This window comes from Cognatitamlana onchidii, assembly GCF_004804355.1.
Taxonomy (GTDB): Bacteria; Bacteroidota; Bacteroidia; order Flavobacteriales; family Flavobacteriaceae; genus Cognatitamlana; species Cognatitamlana onchidii.
The window spans coordinates 372,490-392,118 of record NZ_SRWZ01000001.1; the positions used below are offsets into that span (position 1 = coordinate 372,490).

A 19,629-nucleotide genomic window follows, 5' to 3' on the forward strand; every position below is an offset into this window, starting at 1 on the left:
TAAAAAAAATAATAACCTAGTAACTTTAATTTTTTAACTATTAATATTTTAAACTATGAGGATTTTTAAATCGCTGGGAGTATTTGCTATAATACTCTCAATGTCATTATCTGCTTGGTCCCAGAAAAAACCTAACATTTTGGTACTTTGGGGCGATGATATTGGGCAATCAAACATTAGTGCTTATTCAATGGGCATAACGGGTTACCAAACCCCTAACATTGATAAAATAGCCAAAGAAGGGACTATTTTCACGGACTATTACGCAGAACAAAGTTGTACTGCAGGACGTTCTTCTTTTATTTTAGGACAGAGTGTATTTAGAACGGGCTTAAGTAAAGTAGGTATGCCAGGTGCGGCAGAAGGAATCAGTGAAAAAGACCCTACCATTGCAGAATTATTGAAACCCCTTGGGTATACCAGTGGGCAATTTGGAAAAAATCATTTAGGTGATCGCGACGAACATTTACCTACCAATCATGGTTTTGATGAATTTTTTGGAAACCTTTATCATTTAAATGCCGAAGAAGAGCCAGAATTACCAGATTATCCAGACCCAGCTAAATATCCAGATTTTAGAAAGAAATTTGGTCCAAGAGGTGTTATTCACTCTACCGCTGATGGTAAAATAGAAGATACAGGACCACTTACTAAGAAACGTATGGAAACTATTGATGATGAATCTTCAAAGGCGGCAATGGATTGGATTAGAAAACAACATGCTGCAGGCAAACCTTGGTTCTGTTGGTGGAATGGAACGCGTATGCACTTTAGAACCCATGTAAAAGAAGAACACAAGGGGCTCTCGGGACAAAATGAGTACGGAGATGGTATGGTTGAACATGATATGCATATTGGTTTGTTCTTAGATCTATTGGATGAACTTGGCATTGCAGACAATACGATTGTACTTTATTCTACAGACAATGGTCCTCATAAAAACACATGGCCAGATGCCGGTATAAACCCATTTAGAGGAGAAAAGAACACCAACTGGGAAGGTGGATGGCGTGTACCTGCCATGGTAAAATGGCCTGGTAAAATTCCTGCTGGAACCATCTCAAATGAGATTTTTTCCGGGATGGACTGGATGCCAACATTCTTGGCTGCAGCTGGTGATGACAAGGTAAAAGATAAACTACTAAAAGGGCATTCTGCTAATGGTAAAAACTTTAAGGTACATTTAGATGGTTACAATATGTTACCATACTTAACAGGGCAAGAAGACAAAGGAAGACGTCATGAAATATTTTATTTCTCTGATGATGGCGATTTAACAGCCTTTCGTTATGATGACTGGAAACTTATTTTTATGGAACAACGAATGGCAGGTACTTTAGGCGTTTGGGCTAACCCTTTCACCCCATTAAGGTTGCCAATGATATATAATTTAAGACGTGATCCGTATGAGTTTGCAACAATCACTTCAAACACCTATTACGATTGGTTACTAGACCATGCATTTTTATTGGTTCCTGCCCAGGCCTATGTTGGTAAATTTTTAAGTACCTTTAAAGATTACCCTCCAAGAATGAAAGCCGCCAGCTTTAGCTTGGACAAAGTCATGGAAAAATTAACTGAACCAGGAAATAACTAATAACAATAATATAAATAAAGGGAGATTATCGCTCCCTTTATTTGTTAACTTAAAACAAACATTATGAAAAAAGTATTATTCTTTGCTATTGCTATAGCATTCTCAACAGTATCTACCTTATCGGCTCAAACATTACCTTCTGTTAACACCAAAGATTTAAACAAAGCTGGTAAAGATGTAGTCGCGCAAGCCAGTTCTTCTAATCAAGCAGATCAGATAAAAGAGGCTTTAATGAAAGATAAAGAGCTACAAGAAAAAACTATAGATCACCTAAAGTCTAATCCAGATACCAAAGACGCCTTAATGGGATTAGCTACAAAAAACACAGGCGGACTTAAAGGCTTAATGAAATCTGTTTTAGGAGATAAATCATTAACTCAGGCGGCTATAGACTATGTAAGTAGTAACCCTGATTTGCTTCAAAAAGCATTAAAACTAGTTGGTATGTAAACCATACCTTAACAACATGAAAAGCTCAAGTTTACACTTGAGCTTTTTTGTTTAACCATTAAATTATACTTTGATTATTTTTAATTTAGAATTAAGTTTACTTGCACAACTTATATAAATAATGATCCTAAAGTATTTTCTTGTTCTCTTTTTATGTCTTTATGCCATAAATGCTTATTCCCAAGAAGGGAACTACAAGTTCAACAATTTTGGTAACCGCTCTATACTGCTGGCAGGAAATGTTACAGGTAGTGTCTCCGATTTGGGTCTCACCTATTACAACCCGTCATTTTTAGCAAATAGCAAAAATGTAGGGTTCTCGTTAAACGCAAAAGCTTATCAACTCGAGAATATCAAGCTTAATAATCCCAATCAAAATGATGCTCAATTAAGTAATACAAGTTTTAATAGTGCCTCAACCATGGCTGGTGGTGTATTTAATCTTTTTAATACACGCTTCGCATATTCTTATTTAACAAAAGCCAATTTTAATACCAATCTGAGTTATGACAGTAATTATCTAGACGAATCCATTTTTGAACAGTTCCCTAATGCCTTTAACCAAAACACCAAAATTAATTTGAACTCCCGGCTAAACGATCATTGGACAGGAGGTTCTTGGGCATATAAAGTAAACGAATACTTTAACGTTGGTGTTTCCGCATTCTTATCTATTTATGATAAAAAGGAAAGTTCTGCCGTAACTCATATCGTTGAATCAACAGGGAATGATATTGCCTTTTATCAAAATATTATTGGTTTTAGTCAAAAATCTTATGGCTTGTTTTTAAAACTAGGCGCTAATTACAAGTTTCCAAAGTTCGCTCTGGGGGTAAACATTAACCTGCCCTATTTGGAACTGGTTCAAGACGGCCGTTTTTCCTATTCAAAAATAGTTTCTGGTGTTGGAGCAGATTTCAATCAATATGTCGACTACAATTTTGACGACCTCACATCAAAAAGAAAAGAACCTCTTGGTGTCTCAGTAGGAGCTGGTATACCAATTACCAATGGAAAGATTCATTTAAATTTAGACTTTGTAGATGGTCTCAACACTTATACCAGAATAGCGGTTCCAGATATTGATACGGGCAATGGAGAGCTCACCCCGGTTAACTTTGATGAATCTCGAAAAACAGTCATTAACTTCGGGATTGGTGCTGAATATAAATTACGAGATAATTTAAAGGCCTTTGGCGGGTTTTCTACAGACTTTAATGCCTATAAAACCGATCCTAATATTCTCGATATTTCATCGCCAGAAAACGAGCGTTTAGATATTGGAGAAGACTTTTTGCATATTTCCTTGGGGGTGGATTGGAAACTCAAATGGCTAAGTATAATATCTGGATTTACATATTCTAATAGCACAAGTAGTTTTGAAAGTCCTTATGCCTTTGATTTTGGCAAATCTTCCGCCGAAAATAATACCGCTCTTAGCGAATTAAAATATACGAGAGTGCAGTTCGTGATTGGGGTAGATGTTCCCATTTTAAATAAAAAAATCAAAGATTTCGGTGAAAAAATATAGATCCTCTCTACTTTAGTATATGCAATATCATTAAAAAAGCCTATCTAAATAAATAGACAGGCTTTCATTTTTTAAGAAAAGCTAATTATTACTTTTTGTTTTTGTCGTTTAGTTTACTCACCGAATCATACATAATAGGTGTCGCTATAAATAGCGATGAATAGGTACCTACAATAACCCCTATAATTAAGGCAAACATAAACCCTCTAATGGAATCACCTCCAAAAATAAAAATAGCTAATAATACTACCAAAGTAGTAAGCGATGTATTTAAGGTTCTACTTAAGGTGCTACTTAACGAAGAATTAACCACCTTATCAAATTTCCATGATGTGTGTTCATTAAAAAACTCTCTAATTCTATCGAACACTACTACTGTATCATTTAATGAGTAACCTATAACAGTTAAGATAGCTGCTATAAACGCCTGATTGATTTCCATGTTGAAAGGCATAAATTTATAGGTTAAAGAGAATACACCTAAAACAATTAATACGTCATGGAAAACAGCTGCAACAGCCCCCAAAGAATATTGCCATTTCTTAAAACGGAATAAAATATATAAGAACACAACAATTAAAGACCCTAAGACCGCCCAAAGGGATGCTTTCTTAATATCATCAGCAATGGTTGGTGTTACTTTATAAGATTCCAATAACCCGACCTGCTTGTTAACATCATTTAAATCAATAAATTCATCATATGAAATCCCTTCTAAATGCGGCACTAAAGCTGTATATAGTGATTTTCTAATTTCTTCATCAACAGCAGCACCAGACTCGTTAACTTTATACTTTGTTGTTATTTTCAATTGATTTTCAGACCCAAAAGTTTTAGCGTCTGCACTACCAAAAACAGCTGGATCAGAAAGCAAATTGGTAATCTCTGAAGCTGAAATATCTTGAGCAAAACGTACTTGATATGTTCTACCTCCAACAAAATCGACTCCTTGATTTAACCCATTTGTAAATAGCGACCCTAAGCTTAAAGCTAATAACACTCCTGAAACCATGTAGGCTACTTTGCGCTTCTTCAAGAACTCAATATTTATGTTTCTAAACAAGTTCTTAGTTATAGCCGTAGAGAAATCTAGTTTTCCTCCTTTATTTGCGTACCAATCAATTAACAACCTAGTTATAAAAATAGCTGTAAATAAAGATGTAGCGATACCTATTAATAGAGTGGTTGCGAAACCTTTAATTGGTCCAGTACCAAAAACAAACAAGATTAATGCTGTTAATCCAGTTGTAATATTGGCATCTAAGATAGACGATAAGGCATTACTAAATCCATCTTGAATAGACTCCAATTGCCCTTTTCCTTTAGCTAACTCTTCTCTAATACGTTCAAAAATAAGAACGTTAGCATCAACGGACATACCAATTGTTAATACAATACCAGCAATACCAGGTAAGGTTAATACAGCACCTAAGCCAGAAAGGATTCCAAATATTAACAAAATATTTAAAAGCATTGCTATATCGGCAAAACCTCCTGCTTTACCATAATAAAAAATCATCCAAACTAAAACCAATGCCAATGCTATTAAGAAAGACATGGTACCACTTTCAATAGCTTCTTTACCAAGAGAAGGTCCAACCACCTCACTTTGTATAATATCTGCAGAGGCTGGTAGTTTACCTGCCCGTAATACATTCGCTAAATCTATCGCTTCATTTAAGGTAAAATCACCAGAGATTGAGGAAGATCCTCCTGCAATTGGCCCTGTAGTTACACCAGGAGCAGAATACACAACATCATCTAAAACAATAGCTATTTGGCTTCCTTGAGTATATGCCTTACCTGTCATTTCTTCCCAAATCTTAGCTCCTTTAGCATTCATTTGCATAGAAACTTCAGACTTTCCTGTAGGACCAAATTGATTTCGTGCATCGGTAACTACGGCACCACTAAGCTGTGGGATATTTTCTCTATTTCCTACTAAAGCATATAAATCTACCAACTCACTATTTTTTTCAGGTTTACCAAAAACAAACTTGGCAAAACGTTGTTCGGCAGGTAGTAGCGATCTTACTTCAGGTTTATTTAAATAATCAAGTACTTTTGCTTTGTCCTTAATTTCAAACTTAGCGATAATAGGTCCTCCAGGGTAGCCCTGACCTCTTAATAAATCGAAAATTGGATTTACTGACTGTACGGCAGTTGAGTCTGTTTCGGCATCTCCCAATAAATCATCTATCTGGGCATCTTGCACATTTTCTTCATCCTGAGATTCTACTTCTTCAGTGGCTTCTGTTTCAACAAGCCCCTTAAGCGTTTCATTTGCTTGAGCTAAAAATGGAAAGAACTGCTCCCCTTTATAAGCATCCCAAAATTCTAACTGAGCTGTGCTTTGAAGTAAACTGGTAGCACGCTCTACATCCTTAACACCTGGTAACTCCACTAAAATACGCCCTGAGTTACCTAAGCGCTGAATGTTGGGCGATGTTACGCCAAACTCATCAATACGTTTACGTAATACTTCGAAAGCAGAAACAATAGACTCATCAATTTTTGTTTCTATGATACCTTTAACTTCATCGTCAGACATACTACCATCAATCTCTCCATCGAGTGCTTTGGTATAAAAAATATCTGGCGATGCTAATTTTGTATCTCCTTTTATAGCATCAAAAGCAATAAAAAAGTCTTCTAAATATGTATTCTGGCTATTCTTTTGGAGCTCTGATGCATCATCTAAGGCTTTATTAAATACCGGATCTGTGGTATTGTTAGCTAATCCTTTTAAAATATCTTTTACAGATACCTGCAAAATAACATTGATACCTCCTTTTAAATCTAAGCCCAAATTCATGGCTTTTTGCTTCACCTCATTATAAGTGAACTTGGCTATGCCAATATTGTATACAGTATCTGTTGCAATTGACTGTAAATAGTTTGCTTCTTCTTGACTGCGTTTAGCGCGGTAATCATCTTCGGTTTCAGAAACGGCATTAATAGCGATTTCTGCAGCCTCATTTTCTATTTGACTCGCTTTGAATGTGAATGATAATTGATAAAGACTTACCAATCCAAACAAAATAGCAAATAGTTTTACTAATCCTTTGTTTTGCATTTTTTAATGTTTTGTGGTCATTTTTTTTAACGAGCTAGTATATAACAGCTTCGTTGTCTAATAATAATTTAAGTTTTAAATAGGTTTTGAAGTAACAAATTTTCATTATCAAATTTGAATACCTTCATGGAGAGAATAAGAGCAGTTTTTTAGCTTACGTGTTTTAATCCTAAAATAAGAAAGCCTGCTCTTTTTTTAGCTTAATGGCCCAGCTCGCACTTCGGGAATGGCATATACGAGCTCACCAGAACTAAATGTCATTATTTGGCATACCTTATATGCCAGCTTAATAAGTCTTTGTTGATGCTCCTCAGAGTTGACAATGCTATTTAGAATAACATTAGGTTCTAAAAAACGATCGCTTTTTACATTAATTGGCAATGTAACTGTACCGTCAACCCCCCAACCAGAACCAAGCTCCGATTGTATCTCATAAATATCAAAATTTACGGCTATATTACCTTGTTCTTCACTAGAACGAAGCGGTTTTTCTTTGCTATTCGAATTAGTAGTAAAACCTAATAAAGCAATATCATTGGAAAAATTTTCTTTAACAATGGAGATATGGTCATGAGAATAGTAGCTTATTTTTAAATGACCATTTTCAAGGGCTTTAACTTGAATATTCTCAACACCCATCGACATAAGATGAGTTTTTACCAAGGAAATTGTATGTTTTGCTTCCTGAGATGTTACATCAACATCTTCAAATTGCAATACAATTTCTTGATTGGGTACCACCCGCTGTTCTTGAGATAAAATCCCAAAAAGAGCAAATAAAACAACCAATAGACTAAAGCCCCATCTTGCTAACATGCGCCAAATATAAAAAAATAAAGACTGTATTACTACAGTCTTTATATTTATTCTACAAACTAAACTTTTAGTTCCTACAAGTCTAGTAAGCCATTAGTTTTCTTAACACCTTCTGCACTTGTTTGCATATGTACTTTTTCGGCATCACTTAAAGGAATATCCACTATTTTTTCAATACCATTTCTTCCTAAAATAACAGGAACACCGATACAAATATCATTTAACCCATACTCGCCTTCTAAAAGGGTTGAACATGGATACATCTTCTTTTGGTCGCAAGCAATAGCTTGAACTAAACCACTAACAGCAGCTCCTGGCGCATACCATGCAGAAGTTCCTAATAACTTTGTAAGCGTAGCTCCTCCTACTTTTGTATCTTCCTTAACCTGATCAAGGCGCTCTTCACTTAAAAATTCAGAAACTTTAATACTATTTCTTGTGGCATGACTCGTTAATGGCACCATACCTACATCACTATGTCCTCCAATTACCATACCATCGATATCACTTATTGGTGCCTCCAAAGCTTCTGCCAATCTATATTTAAATCTTGCGGAATCTAATGCACCTCCCATACCGATAATTCTATTCTTAGGTAAACCAGTTGATTTATGAGCTAAGTAAGTCATGGTATCCATCGGATTACTTACCACTATAAGAATGGTATTCGGAGAGTGCTCAATTAAACTAGATGAAACCGTTTTTACGATACCAGCATTAATTCCTATTAACTCTTCTCTTGTCATACCAGGTTTACGTGGAATACCAGATGTAATAACACAAATATCACTTCCTGCTGTTGCACTATAGTCGTTTGTGATTCCTGTGATTTTTGTATCAAAACCATTTAAAGATGCACACTGCATCAAGTCCATAGCCTTTCCCTCAGCATATCCTTCTTTGATATCCAACAATACAACTTCTGAAGCAAAATCTTTAATAGCGATATACTCGGCACAACTAGCACCTACCGCTCCTGCTCCTACAACTGTTACTTTCATTTTTCTATTAATTTATTGTTAGTAATTTGATTTATCTTTTGTTGAGTAATACGTGATTTATATTTCCTGATTTTACCGAACGATTAACTCTGTTTCTTTTAAAATCAAAGCGCTGCAAAATTACAAATTAAAACCCTCTAAATAAAAAAAGTACAGGACAAATCCTGCACTTTTACCAACAACTCAAAAATACACTTGCTAAAACTAAATATTATCTTTTTACCTGTAATATTCTACCTAAAGCCAAAGTTTAGGCCAACAGAAAACACATTAAAGTCTGATATATGATACTCTGCATTTAATCTAAAAAAGCCCAACTTCAATTTAGTTCCTAAAGTTGCTCTTACATCTGAAACTTTGCTTGATATTGAAAACGGATCGATAATCGGATCTGCCGTAATTGATCCATCTGTGATAATATACGTTCCCTTTAAATCAGAGTCTGAAGTACCTGAAAGAAATCCGAGCCCACCATAAAAATTAATAATTGGTAGTTTAGTCGAAGCCAAAAGCTGAAATAACCAAGTAGAAGTGGCATTTTCAACACGCTGATTTTCTCCTTCAATGCCGCTTGAGTTTGTTAAATCATAAGTTGTATTAACTTGAGTATAGGCTATCAAACCAGATATTGAAACTGGCATGTAAATATCATGAGACAACCATTTTGTAAATTCTGCTTGTAAGGCACCTCCATACATCCCGAATTCAACATCATCAAAGTTCAATTTGGGAACAAATCGTGCTTTCACTTCAAAACCATTGCTTACACCCAATGCGCCTTGAATAATTGCTGTTGGAATAAAGTCAATATCCTCACCAATACCATTTGGAAGCGTGACAGTTACTTCCTGCCCGCCAAAAATGGGGTCGTCGTACTTAACAATAACATCTACATCTGGATTATTTGTTCCTAAAACGGTAGCGACACGTTGTGCTGAACCTCCTTGAGAAAAGGTTACATTATTATACAAGTCTGTATCCATAACAAAAGTCTTTTTCTCATCTTTAATTGGACCATAATTACCAATTATAGAAATTTCGAAGGCTCCCAGTGGTTTGGCTTTGGCTGAATTAAACCAATTGGCATTCATACCATGCATTAAACCATTTGTTCCAGGCTTAAGATAATCGGAGGCAAAACGTTGCGCATCTTCTATACCTGCCGATAATAGAACATCTAAACTATTATCTATTTGCCCCCTAGATTGAAACATTACAAAACATACAGCTATTAAGAATGGTAACTTTTTCATTATGTCATAGATTTGGAAATACAAACATAATAAAAATTTAGCCAAAAATGCATTTCATCGTGTTTTAAATGCTTTTTATCGATCATTTAACTGAAAAAAGTGGTCTTGACATCCATTTCTATAATTCAGTAAAGATTTATCGCTATAACAATACTACATTTAGCACTGTAACGTTATGATAATAAAATAATATGACAAAGAATATATTAGCGGTTCTACTTTTAGGATTGCTTTTGAATAGCTGTAAAAGTGATGATACTGATGACAGCCTCACCCCTATCAACAAAGTTGTAAATAGACAAGCTACTGGTAGTTCGGCTAACGATTTATTATCTGATGATACTTTTACCAGTATTGCCATTGAATTAGTCTTTGTAGAAGGCTTCGAACCAACACAAACTACTATTGACAATTTTGTTTCATTTATTACCGCCAGAACATTTAAACCAGATGGTATCAATATTGAAAAACGAGTCATACCCTCTCCTGGGCAAACATCATATACCATTGAGGAAATAGCTGATATAGAACGTAAAGAAAGAACCCTATACAACGCTGGAAAACAAATAGCCATTTGGGCTTTATTTTTAGACGGAGAGGCAGATAAAAATGAAGGAAACCAAGTTGTTTTGGGTAGTGCCTATTGGAATACATCCTTTGTAATTTATGAGAAAACCATCCACGAACTAAGCGATAGCCCTTTTGAACCTAAAAGAAGTGTTTTAGAGACTACGGTTATTACGCATGAATTTGCGCATATTTTAGGTTTAACAGATTTAGGTTCGCCCATGCAAACGGCACACGAAGATGAAGAGAATCCAAAGCATTGTGATGTTGCTTCTTGCTTAATGTATTGGGAATCCGAAATCACTACTGGCCCCTTTAAAAAAAGTGAAATCCCTGTTTTAGACGATCAATGTCTTGCCGATTTAAGGGCGAATGGTGGTAAATAAATAATAAAAGTAAAAAATCCACTTAATGGTTATTTAAGTGGATTTTTTAACTATTGCTTTTTTAATGATTATGCGTCAATGTTGGCATAAATTGCATTCTTTTCAATGAAATCTCTACGAGGCGGTACTTCATCTCCCATAAGCATAGAGAAAATCCTATCAGCCTCTGTTCCATTATCTATCTGAACCAAGCGCATGGTTCTAAACTCAGGGTTCATCGTAGTATCCCAGAGCTGCTCTGCATTCATTTCCCCAAGACCTTTATACCTTTGAATTTTTGCGCCATCACCATATTGAGCTATAATATCATCACGCTCGGCATCATTCCAAGCATATTGTTTTTTAGCTCCTTTTTTAACTAAATATAATGGTGGGGTTGCTATGTAAACGTGACCATTCTCAATTAATTCTTTCATATACCTAAAGAAGAATGTCAAAATTAGTGTTGCAATATGACTACCATCAATATCGGCATCACACATAATCACAATTTTATGATAACGAAGTTTTGACAGATTAAGCGCCTTACTGTCTTCTTCTGTACCAATAGTTACACCTAGAGCCGTAAAAATATTTTTTATTTCCTCATTTTCAAACACCTTATGTTGCATCGCTTTTTCAACATTGAGAATCTTACCTCGTAAAGGTAAAATAGCTTGAAAATTTCTATCTCTACCTTGTTTAGCGGTTCCTCCCGCAGAATCCCCCTCAACTAAAAACACTTCGCACTTTGCTGGATCTTGCTCGGAACAGTCGGATAACTTCCCAGGTAAACCTCCAATACTCATAACCGTTTTACGCTGTACCATTTCACGCGCTTTCTGGGCAGCATGCCTAGCCTGTGCAGCTAGAATTACTTTTTGAACTATGGTCTTTGCGTCATCCGGATGCTCCTCTAGGTAGTCTGATAACATCTCTGATACTGCTTGACTAACGGAGGCAGAAACCTCACGATTTCCAAGTTTAGTTTTTGTCTGCCCCTCAAATTGTGGCTCTGCTACTTTAACAGATACAATAGCCGTTAACCCCTCTCGAAAATCATCTCCAGAAATCTCAAACTTAAGTTTATCAAGCATACCTGAACCATCGGCATACTTTTTTAATGTATGCGTTAACCCTCTTCTAAAACCAGATAAATGCGTACCACCTTCATGTGTGTTAATGTTATTTACGTAAGAATGTAAATTTTCTGCATATGAGGTATTATAAACCATCGCAACCTCAACAGGCACACCATTCTTTTCTCCCTCGAAAGAAATCACATCTTTCATTAAGGGCTCTCTGGTAGCATCTAAATATCTTACAAACTCTGTTAAGCCTTCTTCCGAGTGAAATGTTTCTCCTTCAAAGGTTCCATCCTCCTTTTTGTTTCTCTTATCTATAAGGTGTACTGTAATACCTTTATTTAAAAACGCAAGCTCTCTTAACCTACTAGCAAGTGTATCGTAACTATACTCAAGAGTTTGTTGAAATATCTGCGGGTCTGGTTTAAATGTTACAATAGTACCGTTTATATCGGAATCACCAATAGTTTTTACCGGATATAAAGGTTTCCCTCTCTCGTATTCCTGCTCCCATATTTTTCCTTCACGATGCACCGTAGCCTTCAAATGCTCTGAAAGTGCATTAACACAACTTACACCAACTCCGTGCAAACCACCAGATACTTTATAAGAATCTTTGTCAAACTTCCCTCCAGCTCCAATTTTAGTCATCACAACCTCTAGAGCAGAGACCCCTTCTTTTTTATGAAGTCCTACGGGAATACCACGGCCATCATCTTGTGTGGTAATAGAGTTATCTTCATTAATTGTTACCGTTATATTATTACAGTGACCAGCAAGCGCTTCATCAATAGAATTATCTACAACCTCGTAAACTAAATGATGTAAACCTCGTACTCCAACATCTCCAATATACATAGATGGACGCATGCGAACATGCTCCATACCTTCCAGCGCTTGAATACTATCAGCGGAATATTGTGGGGTCTTATTTTCTTCGCTCATTTTACTTTATCTAAATTTTAATTTGATTTTATATCATAAAAAAAGATGCTCAGAGCATCCTTGTTGAATACAAACAAATATACAAAATTATCAAGCCAATTATGAGTATTTTAACGACTCTTAAATAAAATTATCAACATTTGTTCATTACTTAAAAATGTCTTAAATCGGCTAAAAACAGCCTTAAATTTAATCTTAGTACTTTTTTATTGATTAAAAAACACAAAAAAAACTAGAGCAGCTCTAAGGCTTTATTTTTAACTTTGGACCTACTTAAAAAACTCGAAAAAATTCAAACGTTATAGTTTGCACCAGTAAAAAAAACAAAGCTAAATATGACGCATGTCACTTTTTGAGCTTATACTTAGCAATACTTTTGTTTTGGATTTAAGAACGCACTTTTAAATGAAAAAAGAAACTAAACAAAGATTTAATACATTATTTCTTTTACTACTTTTTGCTCCAATTATTTTGACAGGGCAGAATAAAGATGGATTTAAACCAACTTTTAAATGGAATGTCTTTGGACAGATATGGGCTCGGTATTCCGATTTGAATGAAGGCTCCCTAATTTATGACGAGCCAACTACAGAGTTTTTTGACATTTCTATTAGACGCTTGCGTATACCTATATCATCACAAATAACTCCAAGAGTCTTTGCCTATGCTATATTTGGTGGCAATAATTACAATTTTAAACAAAAAACCTTTACACTTGAAGTTTTAGACCTTTATGTTGAGTATAAATTTGCACGTTTTCTAGAGGCTGGATTTGGTAAATCTGGTTGGCAAGGATTAAACAGATGGAATATTCGCTCTGCCATAACTTTAATGGGACTCGATTCCCCTTTATTTACACTAAATACTGTTGAAAAAAACGATGACCTTGGACGTTTATTCGGAGCCTGGGTTAAAGGACAAGTAGGTAAGTTTGATTATAGACTTGCTTTTAATAGACCTTTTGCAGTAACCAACATTCCAGATGGTGAGGTAAATTTTGCTAATAACAAGCCACGCGTAAAAACCTCTACTTATGTCAAATATCAAATGTTTGAGCATGAATCAAATAAGTCTGCATACCAAACAGGGACTTACTTACAAACCAAAAAAGTTTTCAACTTTGGTGCTGGTTATCAGTTTCAACCAAAGGCTATGAGTGATGGGGATGCCAGTTTACCTGAAACGACGTTTTACGACATGGAACACTGGGCTGTAGATTCATTTTTAAATCTCCCTTTAGCTAATGACGACGCCATTACAGCGTATTTAGGGTATTATGACTATGGTTTTGGTAAAGATTATATTAGAAATGTAGGCGCTAACAACCCAACAACAGGTGGCGGAACAGATTTTAATGGTCCCGGTGTAGCCTTTCCAATGATAGGCACTGGAACATCGTGGTATATGCAATTTGGCTATGCCTTTAAACAAACTGAGGTTTTAAAAACAGCAATGATCATTCAACCTAATATAGCCATTCAACATTCCAATTGGGATGCCCTTGAGGATAAAATGACCGTATTCGATTTTACTACCAATTTTTTAATTAATGGTTCTCATAGCAATAAGATCAGTTTAGGCTACCAATACCGCCCAATTTTTGATGCTGTTACATTAAAACAAAAAGATTACAAAGGTATGGCTGTATTGCAATATCAAATAGGTTTTAAATAACACAAAAGCCCTAGATTAATAGCACTTAAAAGCAGTAAAAAATCATTTTACTGCTTTTTGTATTAAAAACACTTTCAATATTGTGTGTTATTAATTGTTTTGATATCGAATTTAATTAAAAACAAGACTATCTAATATCTATTTCAAAGCAATAAAAAGACCTAAATAACTTTCAAGGTTTCATACTACATACTACATAAAAACTTTCGTAATTTTACGGGCTTAATTTTGAGTAATAAATCAAACAAATAAAGATGAGTAAAATTATGACAGTCGACGTATTGTCGAGTATTAAAGGAGCACAGCCCTCGGAGACTGTAAGTAAATTATTTGATGTAATAAAAAATGCCAATACAGCGAATAATAATTCCTTTAATAATAATCATAATAATGCTGTGTCTTTAAATCACCTAAGAGAGGATATTGTAGTTAATAGCTCTTTAACAGAAAAACAAATTATCGTTGAAAACTTCCCTAAAGAAAAGAATGGTTATTTGGTTGTTTCTAAAGTAATCGAAGAATAGTTATGGACTCTCAAATAAGAAAGATTCATCAGCAACTGATGAACAAAGAAATATCTTGCGTTGCATTAGTACAATCTAAATTAAACAGCTTAGAACAAAATACGCATAACACAGTAAATTCTTTACTCAGCGACAAGGCTTTAGAGTTGGCTGCTAAAGTTGACGCCAAGATTGAAAACGGCGAAACCATTGGCTTATTAGAAGGTATACCATTTGGTATTAAAGACGTGTATATGGTTCAAGGAACTTATACTACTGCAAGCTCTAATTTATTAAAGAATTATAAGTCACCCTACACAGCAACAGCTATTCAAAAGTTATTGGATGCGGGTGCTATTCCTGTGGTCAAGGAAAACTGCGACAGTTTTGGCCATGGGTCCTCCAGTGAAAACACCATTTTTGGGGCTGTTAAAAATGCAAAGAACCCTGAATTAGTTGGTGGTGGATCCAGTGGCGGATCGGCGGTCAATGTCGCAAAAGACTTTACCGTTTTCTCTATTGGTGGCGACACGGGTGGCTCAATTCGACAACCAGCAGGATATAATGGGGTTTATGGCTTAAAACCAACATACGGCCGCATTTCTAGATACGGATTAATGGCTTATGCCTCGTCTACCGATTGTGTTGGTCCAATTGCCAAGTCTATTGAAGACATAAGAATTCTTTTAAACATAATGAGTGGCATTGATACAAAAGACCAAACCACTTATCAATCAGAAAAAATAGAAGCTGATAGCATCAAAACTTCTGACTCTATTAAAACCGTAGGATACTTTAAAAACTTTGTTGAAAGCGAAGCTATCGATCCTAGAGTAAAATCTGATTTCTTAACGGTTATTGATAAAATAAAGGCAAAAGGTATTTCTGTTAAGCCCTTAGATTTCTTTGAATCTAACACCTTAGTTTCTACCTATTACACCTTAGCAATGGCAGAAACAGCTTCGAACTTATCTCGACTCGATGGTACCAATTACGGTAACCGAATAGAAGCTGAAAATTTAAAAGAAACATATGCTGTTACACGCTCAGAAAATTTTTCAGAAGAAACAAAACGAAGAATTGTTGGTGGTAATCAAGTATTGTCTCAAGGATTTTCAGATGAAATTTATTTAAAAGGCCTAAACCTTAGGGATCAAATCTCAGAAAATTTTGAAAAAGACTTTGATCAAGTAGATATCATTCTTTCACCGGTAACACCAAGTTACCCGCCAAAAATAGGAGACAGCTTAAAAGACCCTCTAGCCATGTACCTGTCTGATGCATATACCGTAGGGTTTAGTTTAGGGCAGTTACCTACCCTTACAGTACCTCAAGGCACACCAACAGGCGTACAAATTACAGCCTCAAAAAATAATGACGAACTCGTTTTGAAGTTTGCTAACTTCTTAAAAGATACGATATAATGGAACTGGAACAATTAAACGACTTGCTAAAAAAGCATGAATTAGAGTTAGTAATCGGTCTTGAAACGCACGTTCGATTAAATACGAAATCAAAACTTTTCTGTTCCTGTGCCAATGCAGGAGATATTGACATACCAAACCATAACATTTGCCCTGTATGTACTGGACAAATGGGTGTGTTACCAGCTATAAACAAAGAAGCCATAACAAAAGCTATTTACTTTGGAAAAGCTGTAAAATCAACTTTTGAAAACGATATTATTTCTTGGGATAGAAAACACTATGAATATCCAGACAACCCCAAGAATATTCAGATTACGCAATTTCACAACCCTATCATACCAGATGGGCAAGTATCCTGTTTTAGAAATGACGGATCTCAATTTACAGTCAACCTAACTCAAGTTCATATTGAAGAAGATGCTGCCAAACTTATGCATGAGAAAAAAGTGTCTTTGGTAGATTTTAACAAGGCTGGCGTTCCTTTAATAGAAATTGTAACAGAACCTTGTATTCGACATATTGAAGATGCATCAACATATGCGCAATATATTCAACGAATTGTTCAAAATTTAGGCATTTCTGAAGCCAATCTCGAAAAGGGTGAGTTCAAGTCGGACGTATCTGTTTCACTTCGTAAAAAACGGGATTATAATTTAAATCCAAGAACAGAGATTAAAAATCTTAACTCGTTTAAATTTATGGTAGATGCTTTAAAAGAAGAAGTTGAAAAACAGCTCAACTACTATTTGGAGCATAAAGAATTTAGACCAGATCAAACTACGGTACTTTTTGATGCTGATTTAAAGCAAACCAAAACCATGCGTAAAAAGGAATTTGAAGCGGACTACCGTTTTATTTCTGAGCCTGACTTACCTTTTGTTTATATTAAAGACGTCGTTGAATCTATCGATGTAGACTTAAGCACGCTCCCATATGCGGTAGAGTCTATTTTAATTAAAGGAGGTGTTTTACCTCAAGACGCAAAATTTTTCACTGCAGACTCTTTACGTTCTGAAACCTTTGTAGCTATTAACAATGAACTAAAAGAACCCTCGTTTGTTGCAAAAACGCTTACCAATAACATAAAGCCAGAAGACTATACAAAAATTGAAAACCTTTCAAACTTTATTGAAATATTTTCACTGTTTAAAGACAACAAAGTGACTTCTGTTTTAGCGCAAAACGCTATCAAGTCGTTATTAGAAAACCCTAATTTTGATTACAACACGTATTTCAGTGAAAATACCATTTCAGAATCTCAAATAGATGACGCTATTGCTAAAGTAATTTCCGAGAATGACGCTATAGCAACTGACATAAAGAATGGTAACCAAGGGAAAGCAGGGATTTTGGTTGGAAAAGTAATCGGAATTATTGGTAAAGGAGCTTCAGGTAAAGTGATTCGAGAAGGTATTCTTAAAGCCTTATCAAATAATACTAGCAGACAAAAGCCTGCAAGCCAGAGTGAACAACAAGCGCCAAGTAGCAATCAGCAAATAGCTGCTAAGAAGGAAGAAGAAGTTTTACCTGAAATTCCTTTAGTTATAAAGGATCAATACAGAACGCATGTAGCCTCTCAGATTTCTGAAGAAAATATTGGTATACAAGTTACCCTATCGGGATGGGTATCGAGTGTTAGAGACCACGGAGAACTTATATTTATTGATTTACGCGATTCTAGCACTCAAATTTTCCAAGTTAGATTGAGTAGAGAATCATTCCCTAATTTAGATGATTTAGTAAAGCTAAAACCCGAATCGGTTATCACCGTTTCAGGGTGTATTGTGCAACGTAAAGAAGACGACTACAACCCTTCCTTAAGAACAGGGAAAATTGAATTGGAAGCGACTTCTTTAGAAATACTCAACCTTTCTAAAACACTTCCTTTTGAAATAAAACGTGCAACAAAATCGAACGAAAACGTACGTTTTCAATTTAAATATTTAGACCATCGTAATGATGCCGTTCGCAAAACCATAGTTAATAGGCACAAGGTTATCAAGCTTATGCGCGATATCCTAGATGCACAAGATTTTCTTGAAATAGAAACCCCTATTTTAAGTGCTGGAACCGATGAAGGTGCGCGAGAATTTATTGTCCCCACTAGAAAGCAATCTGGCTCATTTTACACCTTACCTCAAGCACCGCAACAGTTTAAACAAATGTTAATGGTAAGTGGTTATGAAAAATATTTTCAAATAGCACGATGCTTTAGAGATGAAGACTCTCGTGGTGATCGCCAACCAGAGTTCACTCAATTAGATATAGAAATGGCTTATGCCAGCATGCAGCAAATTATCGATTTGAATACACATATGTTCAATGAAATAGTTAAAAATATTTACGGTAAAAAGTGGACGCTTCATCCATTCGAAGTGCTAACCTATAAAGAAGCCATGGATGCTTATGGATGTGACAGACCAGATTTACGTTTTGGCTTAAAATTAAAAGATATCACAGACATTGTAAAGGATACTACATTCCAAGTATTTAGTAAACCTATTGATGATGGTGGTATAGTAAAGTGTATTAAGGTTTCTGCCGAAGAGCAAGGGAAAAAGCGACTCTCAAAAGGTCAAATAGAAAAGCTCACTGAATTAGCCCAGCATCATGGACTTGGTGGCTTAGCATATATTATTGTAAATAAAAACGACTTACAATCTCCTATCATTAAGTTTTTAGGAGAAGATATTGCTGCCCGAATTATAGAAGCTACCAACGCCCAGGTGGGCGACATAGTTTTCTTTTCTGCTGCAGATTACGCCACTGCCAATAAGGCTCTAGATGCTGTAAGACAGGAGCTAGGTACGATGTTACGCTTAATAAACCCGAAGGAACTTAGACCTGCTTGGGTTGTTGACTTCCCTATGTTTGAAAAAACAGATGAAGGCAACTGGACGTTTACCCATAACCCATTCTCTATGCCTGCAATATATGATATTGAAAGACATATGAGCGGTAAGGAAGAGGAAATTGGAAGCATTATTGCACAACAGTACGATTTAATCTTAAATGGATATGAAATTGGAGGAGGCTCTGTTCGTGCCCATAAACCAGAAATACTTGAGGCGACCTATAAAAATATGGGCTACGATAAAGAAAGTATGATGAAAAGTGTAGGCACTATGTACAAAGCTTTCCATTACGGAGCACCACCTCATGGCGGTATTGCCTGGGGTGTTGATAGACTCATGATGATTTTGGAGAAAAAGACTTCTATTAGAGAGGTTATGGCATTCCCTAAAACAGGAACTAGTGAAGACTTGTTATTTGGAGCGCCTTCCGTTCTTTCAGATAAAAAGGTAGAAGAAATGAATGTCAAAGTAATAAAAAATTAGA

At 35.6% G+C, this 19,629-nt stretch carries 13 protein-coding genes; 8 read left to right on the plus strand and 5 right to left on the minus strand.

Annotated elements, in window-relative coordinates:
* Positions 1–55 precede the first annotated feature (55 nt).
* The 3 genes from E5D58_RS01800 (at position 56) to E5D58_RS01810 (ending at position 3,578) form a co-directional block, all read left to right on the plus strand.
* Entirely contained in the window at positions 56–1,597 is a 1,542-nt protein-coding gene (locus tag E5D58_RS01800; RefSeq protein WP_136480115.1) for an arylsulfatase, read from the plus strand.
* Positions 1,598–1,660: 63 nt separating this feature from the next.
* Complete coding sequence (locus E5D58_RS01805; protein ID WP_136480116.1) at positions 1,661–2,047, plus strand: hypothetical protein; 387 nt, start codon at positions 1,661–1,663, stop codon at positions 2,045–2,047.
* Between the two features lie 121 nt (positions 2,048–2,168).
* Positions 2,169–3,578, plus strand: coding sequence for a porin family protein (locus E5D58_RS01810; RefSeq protein ID WP_136480117.1), 1,410 nt, complete (start codon positions 2,169–2,171; stop codon positions 3,576–3,578).
* Positions 3,579–3,666: 88 nt separating this feature from the next.
* On the opposite strand, the gene secDF is transcribed toward E5D58_RS01810, so the two are convergent.
* The 4 genes from secDF to E5D58_RS01830 all read right to left on the minus strand — a co-directional run bounded on the left by secDF (position 3,667) and on the right by E5D58_RS01830 (position 9,724).
* The gene (gene secDF, locus E5D58_RS01815) at positions 3,667–6,654 is read right to left on the minus strand and encodes a protein translocase subunit SecDF (RefSeq protein ID WP_136480118.1); all 2,988 of its coding nucleotides are present in this window, start codon (positions 6,652–6,654) and stop codon (positions 3,667–3,669) included.
* Between the two features lie 195 nt (positions 6,655–6,849).
* Positions 6,850–7,470, minus strand: coding sequence for a hypothetical protein (locus tag E5D58_RS01820; protein WP_136480119.1), 621 nt, complete (start codon positions 7,468–7,470; stop codon positions 6,850–6,852).
* A 74-nt stretch (positions 7,471–7,544) separates the two neighbouring features.
* On the minus strand, positions 7,545–8,471 hold the full coding sequence (gene mdh / locus E5D58_RS01825) for a malate dehydrogenase (RefSeq protein WP_136480120.1): 927 nt from the start codon (positions 8,469–8,471) through the stop codon (positions 7,545–7,547).
* A 233-nt stretch (positions 8,472–8,704) separates the two neighbouring features.
* Positions 8,705–9,724: a DUF6588 family protein gene (locus E5D58_RS01830; protein ID WP_235835818.1), complete on the minus strand. Its 1,020-nt coding sequence runs from the start codon at positions 9,722–9,724 to the stop codon at positions 8,705–8,707.
* Between the two features lie 191 nt (positions 9,725–9,915).
* Between E5D58_RS01830 and E5D58_RS01835 the strand changes: the two genes are divergently transcribed.
* Positions 9,916–10,677 (plus strand): membrane metalloprotease, encoded by a 762-nt coding sequence (locus tag E5D58_RS01835; protein WP_136480121.1) that lies wholly within the window; start codon positions 9,916–9,918, stop codon positions 10,675–10,677.
* 68 nt (positions 10,678–10,745) lie between these two features.
* Here the strand turns inward: E5D58_RS01835 and gyrB are convergent, their stop codons facing one another.
* Positions 10,746–12,686, minus strand: a complete 1,941-nt coding sequence (gene gyrB / locus E5D58_RS01840; protein WP_136480122.1) for a DNA topoisomerase (ATP-hydrolyzing) subunit B — start codon at positions 12,684–12,686, stop codon at positions 10,746–10,748.
* Between the two features lie 405 nt (positions 12,687–13,091).
* On the opposite strand from gyrB, the gene E5D58_RS01845 reads away from it, so the two are divergent.
* From E5D58_RS01845 to gatB/aspS, 4 genes are all read left to right on the plus strand, one after another.
* Entirely contained in the window at positions 13,092–14,360 is a 1,269-nt protein-coding gene (locus E5D58_RS01845) for a porin (protein ID WP_136480123.1), read from the plus strand.
* A 254-nt stretch (positions 14,361–14,614) separates the two neighbouring features.
* Positions 14,615–14,884: an Asp-tRNA(Asn)/Glu-tRNA(Gln) amidotransferase subunit GatC gene (locus E5D58_RS01850; RefSeq protein ID WP_205660289.1), complete on the plus strand. Its 270-nt coding sequence runs from the start codon at positions 14,615–14,617 to the stop codon at positions 14,882–14,884.
* A 2-nt stretch (positions 14,885–14,886) separates the two neighbouring features.
* The gene (locus E5D58_RS01855; protein ID WP_136480124.1) at positions 14,887–16,287 is read left to right on the plus strand and encodes an amidase family protein; all 1,401 of its coding nucleotides are present in this window, start codon (positions 14,887–14,889) and stop codon (positions 16,285–16,287) included.
* A complete protein-coding gene (gatB/aspS, locus tag E5D58_RS01860; RefSeq protein WP_136480125.1) occupies positions 16,287–19,628 on the plus strand; it encodes a bifunctional amidotransferase subunit GatB/aspartate--tRNA ligase AspS in 3,342 nt (1,113 codons plus the stop codon). Before E5D58_RS01855 ends, gatB/aspS begins: the two co-directional genes overlap by 1 nt.
* The last annotated feature ends 1 nt before the right edge of the window (position 19,629 follow it).

Bases quoted from the DNA above. Each gene is read 5' to 3' on its own strand.
- E5D58_RS01800 (WP_136480115.1), top strand. From the start codon at position 56: ATGAGGATTTTTAAATCGCTGGGAGTATTTGCTATAATACTCTCAATG.
- E5D58_RS01805 (WP_136480116.1), top strand. From the start codon at position 1,661: ATGAAAAAAGTATTATTCTTTGCTATTGCTATAGCATTCTCAACAGTA.
- E5D58_RS01810 (WP_136480117.1), top strand. From the start codon at position 2,169: ATGATCCTAAAGTATTTTCTTGTTCTCTTTTTATGTCTTTATGCCATA.
- secDF (WP_136480118.1), bottom strand. From the start codon at position 6,654: ATGCAAAACAAAGGATTAGTAAAACTATTTGCTATTTTGTTTGGATTG.
- E5D58_RS01820 (WP_136480119.1), bottom strand. From the start codon at position 7,470: ATGTTAGCAAGATGGGGCTTTAGTCTATTGGTTGTTTTATTTGCTCTT.
- mdh (WP_136480120.1), bottom strand. From the start codon at position 8,471: ATGAAAGTAACAGTTGTAGGAGCAGGAGCGGTAGGTGCTAGTTGTGCC.
- E5D58_RS01830 (WP_235835818.1), bottom strand. From the start codon at position 9,724: ATGAAAAAGTTACCATTCTTAATAGCTGTATGTTTTGTAATGTTTCAA.
- E5D58_RS01835 (WP_136480121.1), top strand. From the start codon at position 9,916: ATGACAAAGAATATATTAGCGGTTCTACTTTTAGGATTGCTTTTGAAT.
- gyrB (WP_136480122.1), bottom strand. From the start codon at position 12,686: ATGAGCGAAGAAAATAAGACCCCACAATATTCCGCTGATAGTATTCAA.
- E5D58_RS01845 (WP_136480123.1), top strand. From the start codon at position 13,092: ATGAAAAAAGAAACTAAACAAAGATTTAATACATTATTTCTTTTACTA.
- E5D58_RS01850 (WP_205660289.1), top strand. From the start codon at position 14,615: ATGAGTAAAATTATGACAGTCGACGTATTGTCGAGTATTAAAGGAGCA.
- E5D58_RS01855 (WP_136480124.1), top strand. From the start codon at position 14,887: ATGGACTCTCAAATAAGAAAGATTCATCAGCAACTGATGAACAAAGAA.
- gatB/aspS (WP_136480125.1), top strand. From the start codon at position 16,287: ATGGAACTGGAACAATTAAACGACTTGCTAAAAAAGCATGAATTAGAG.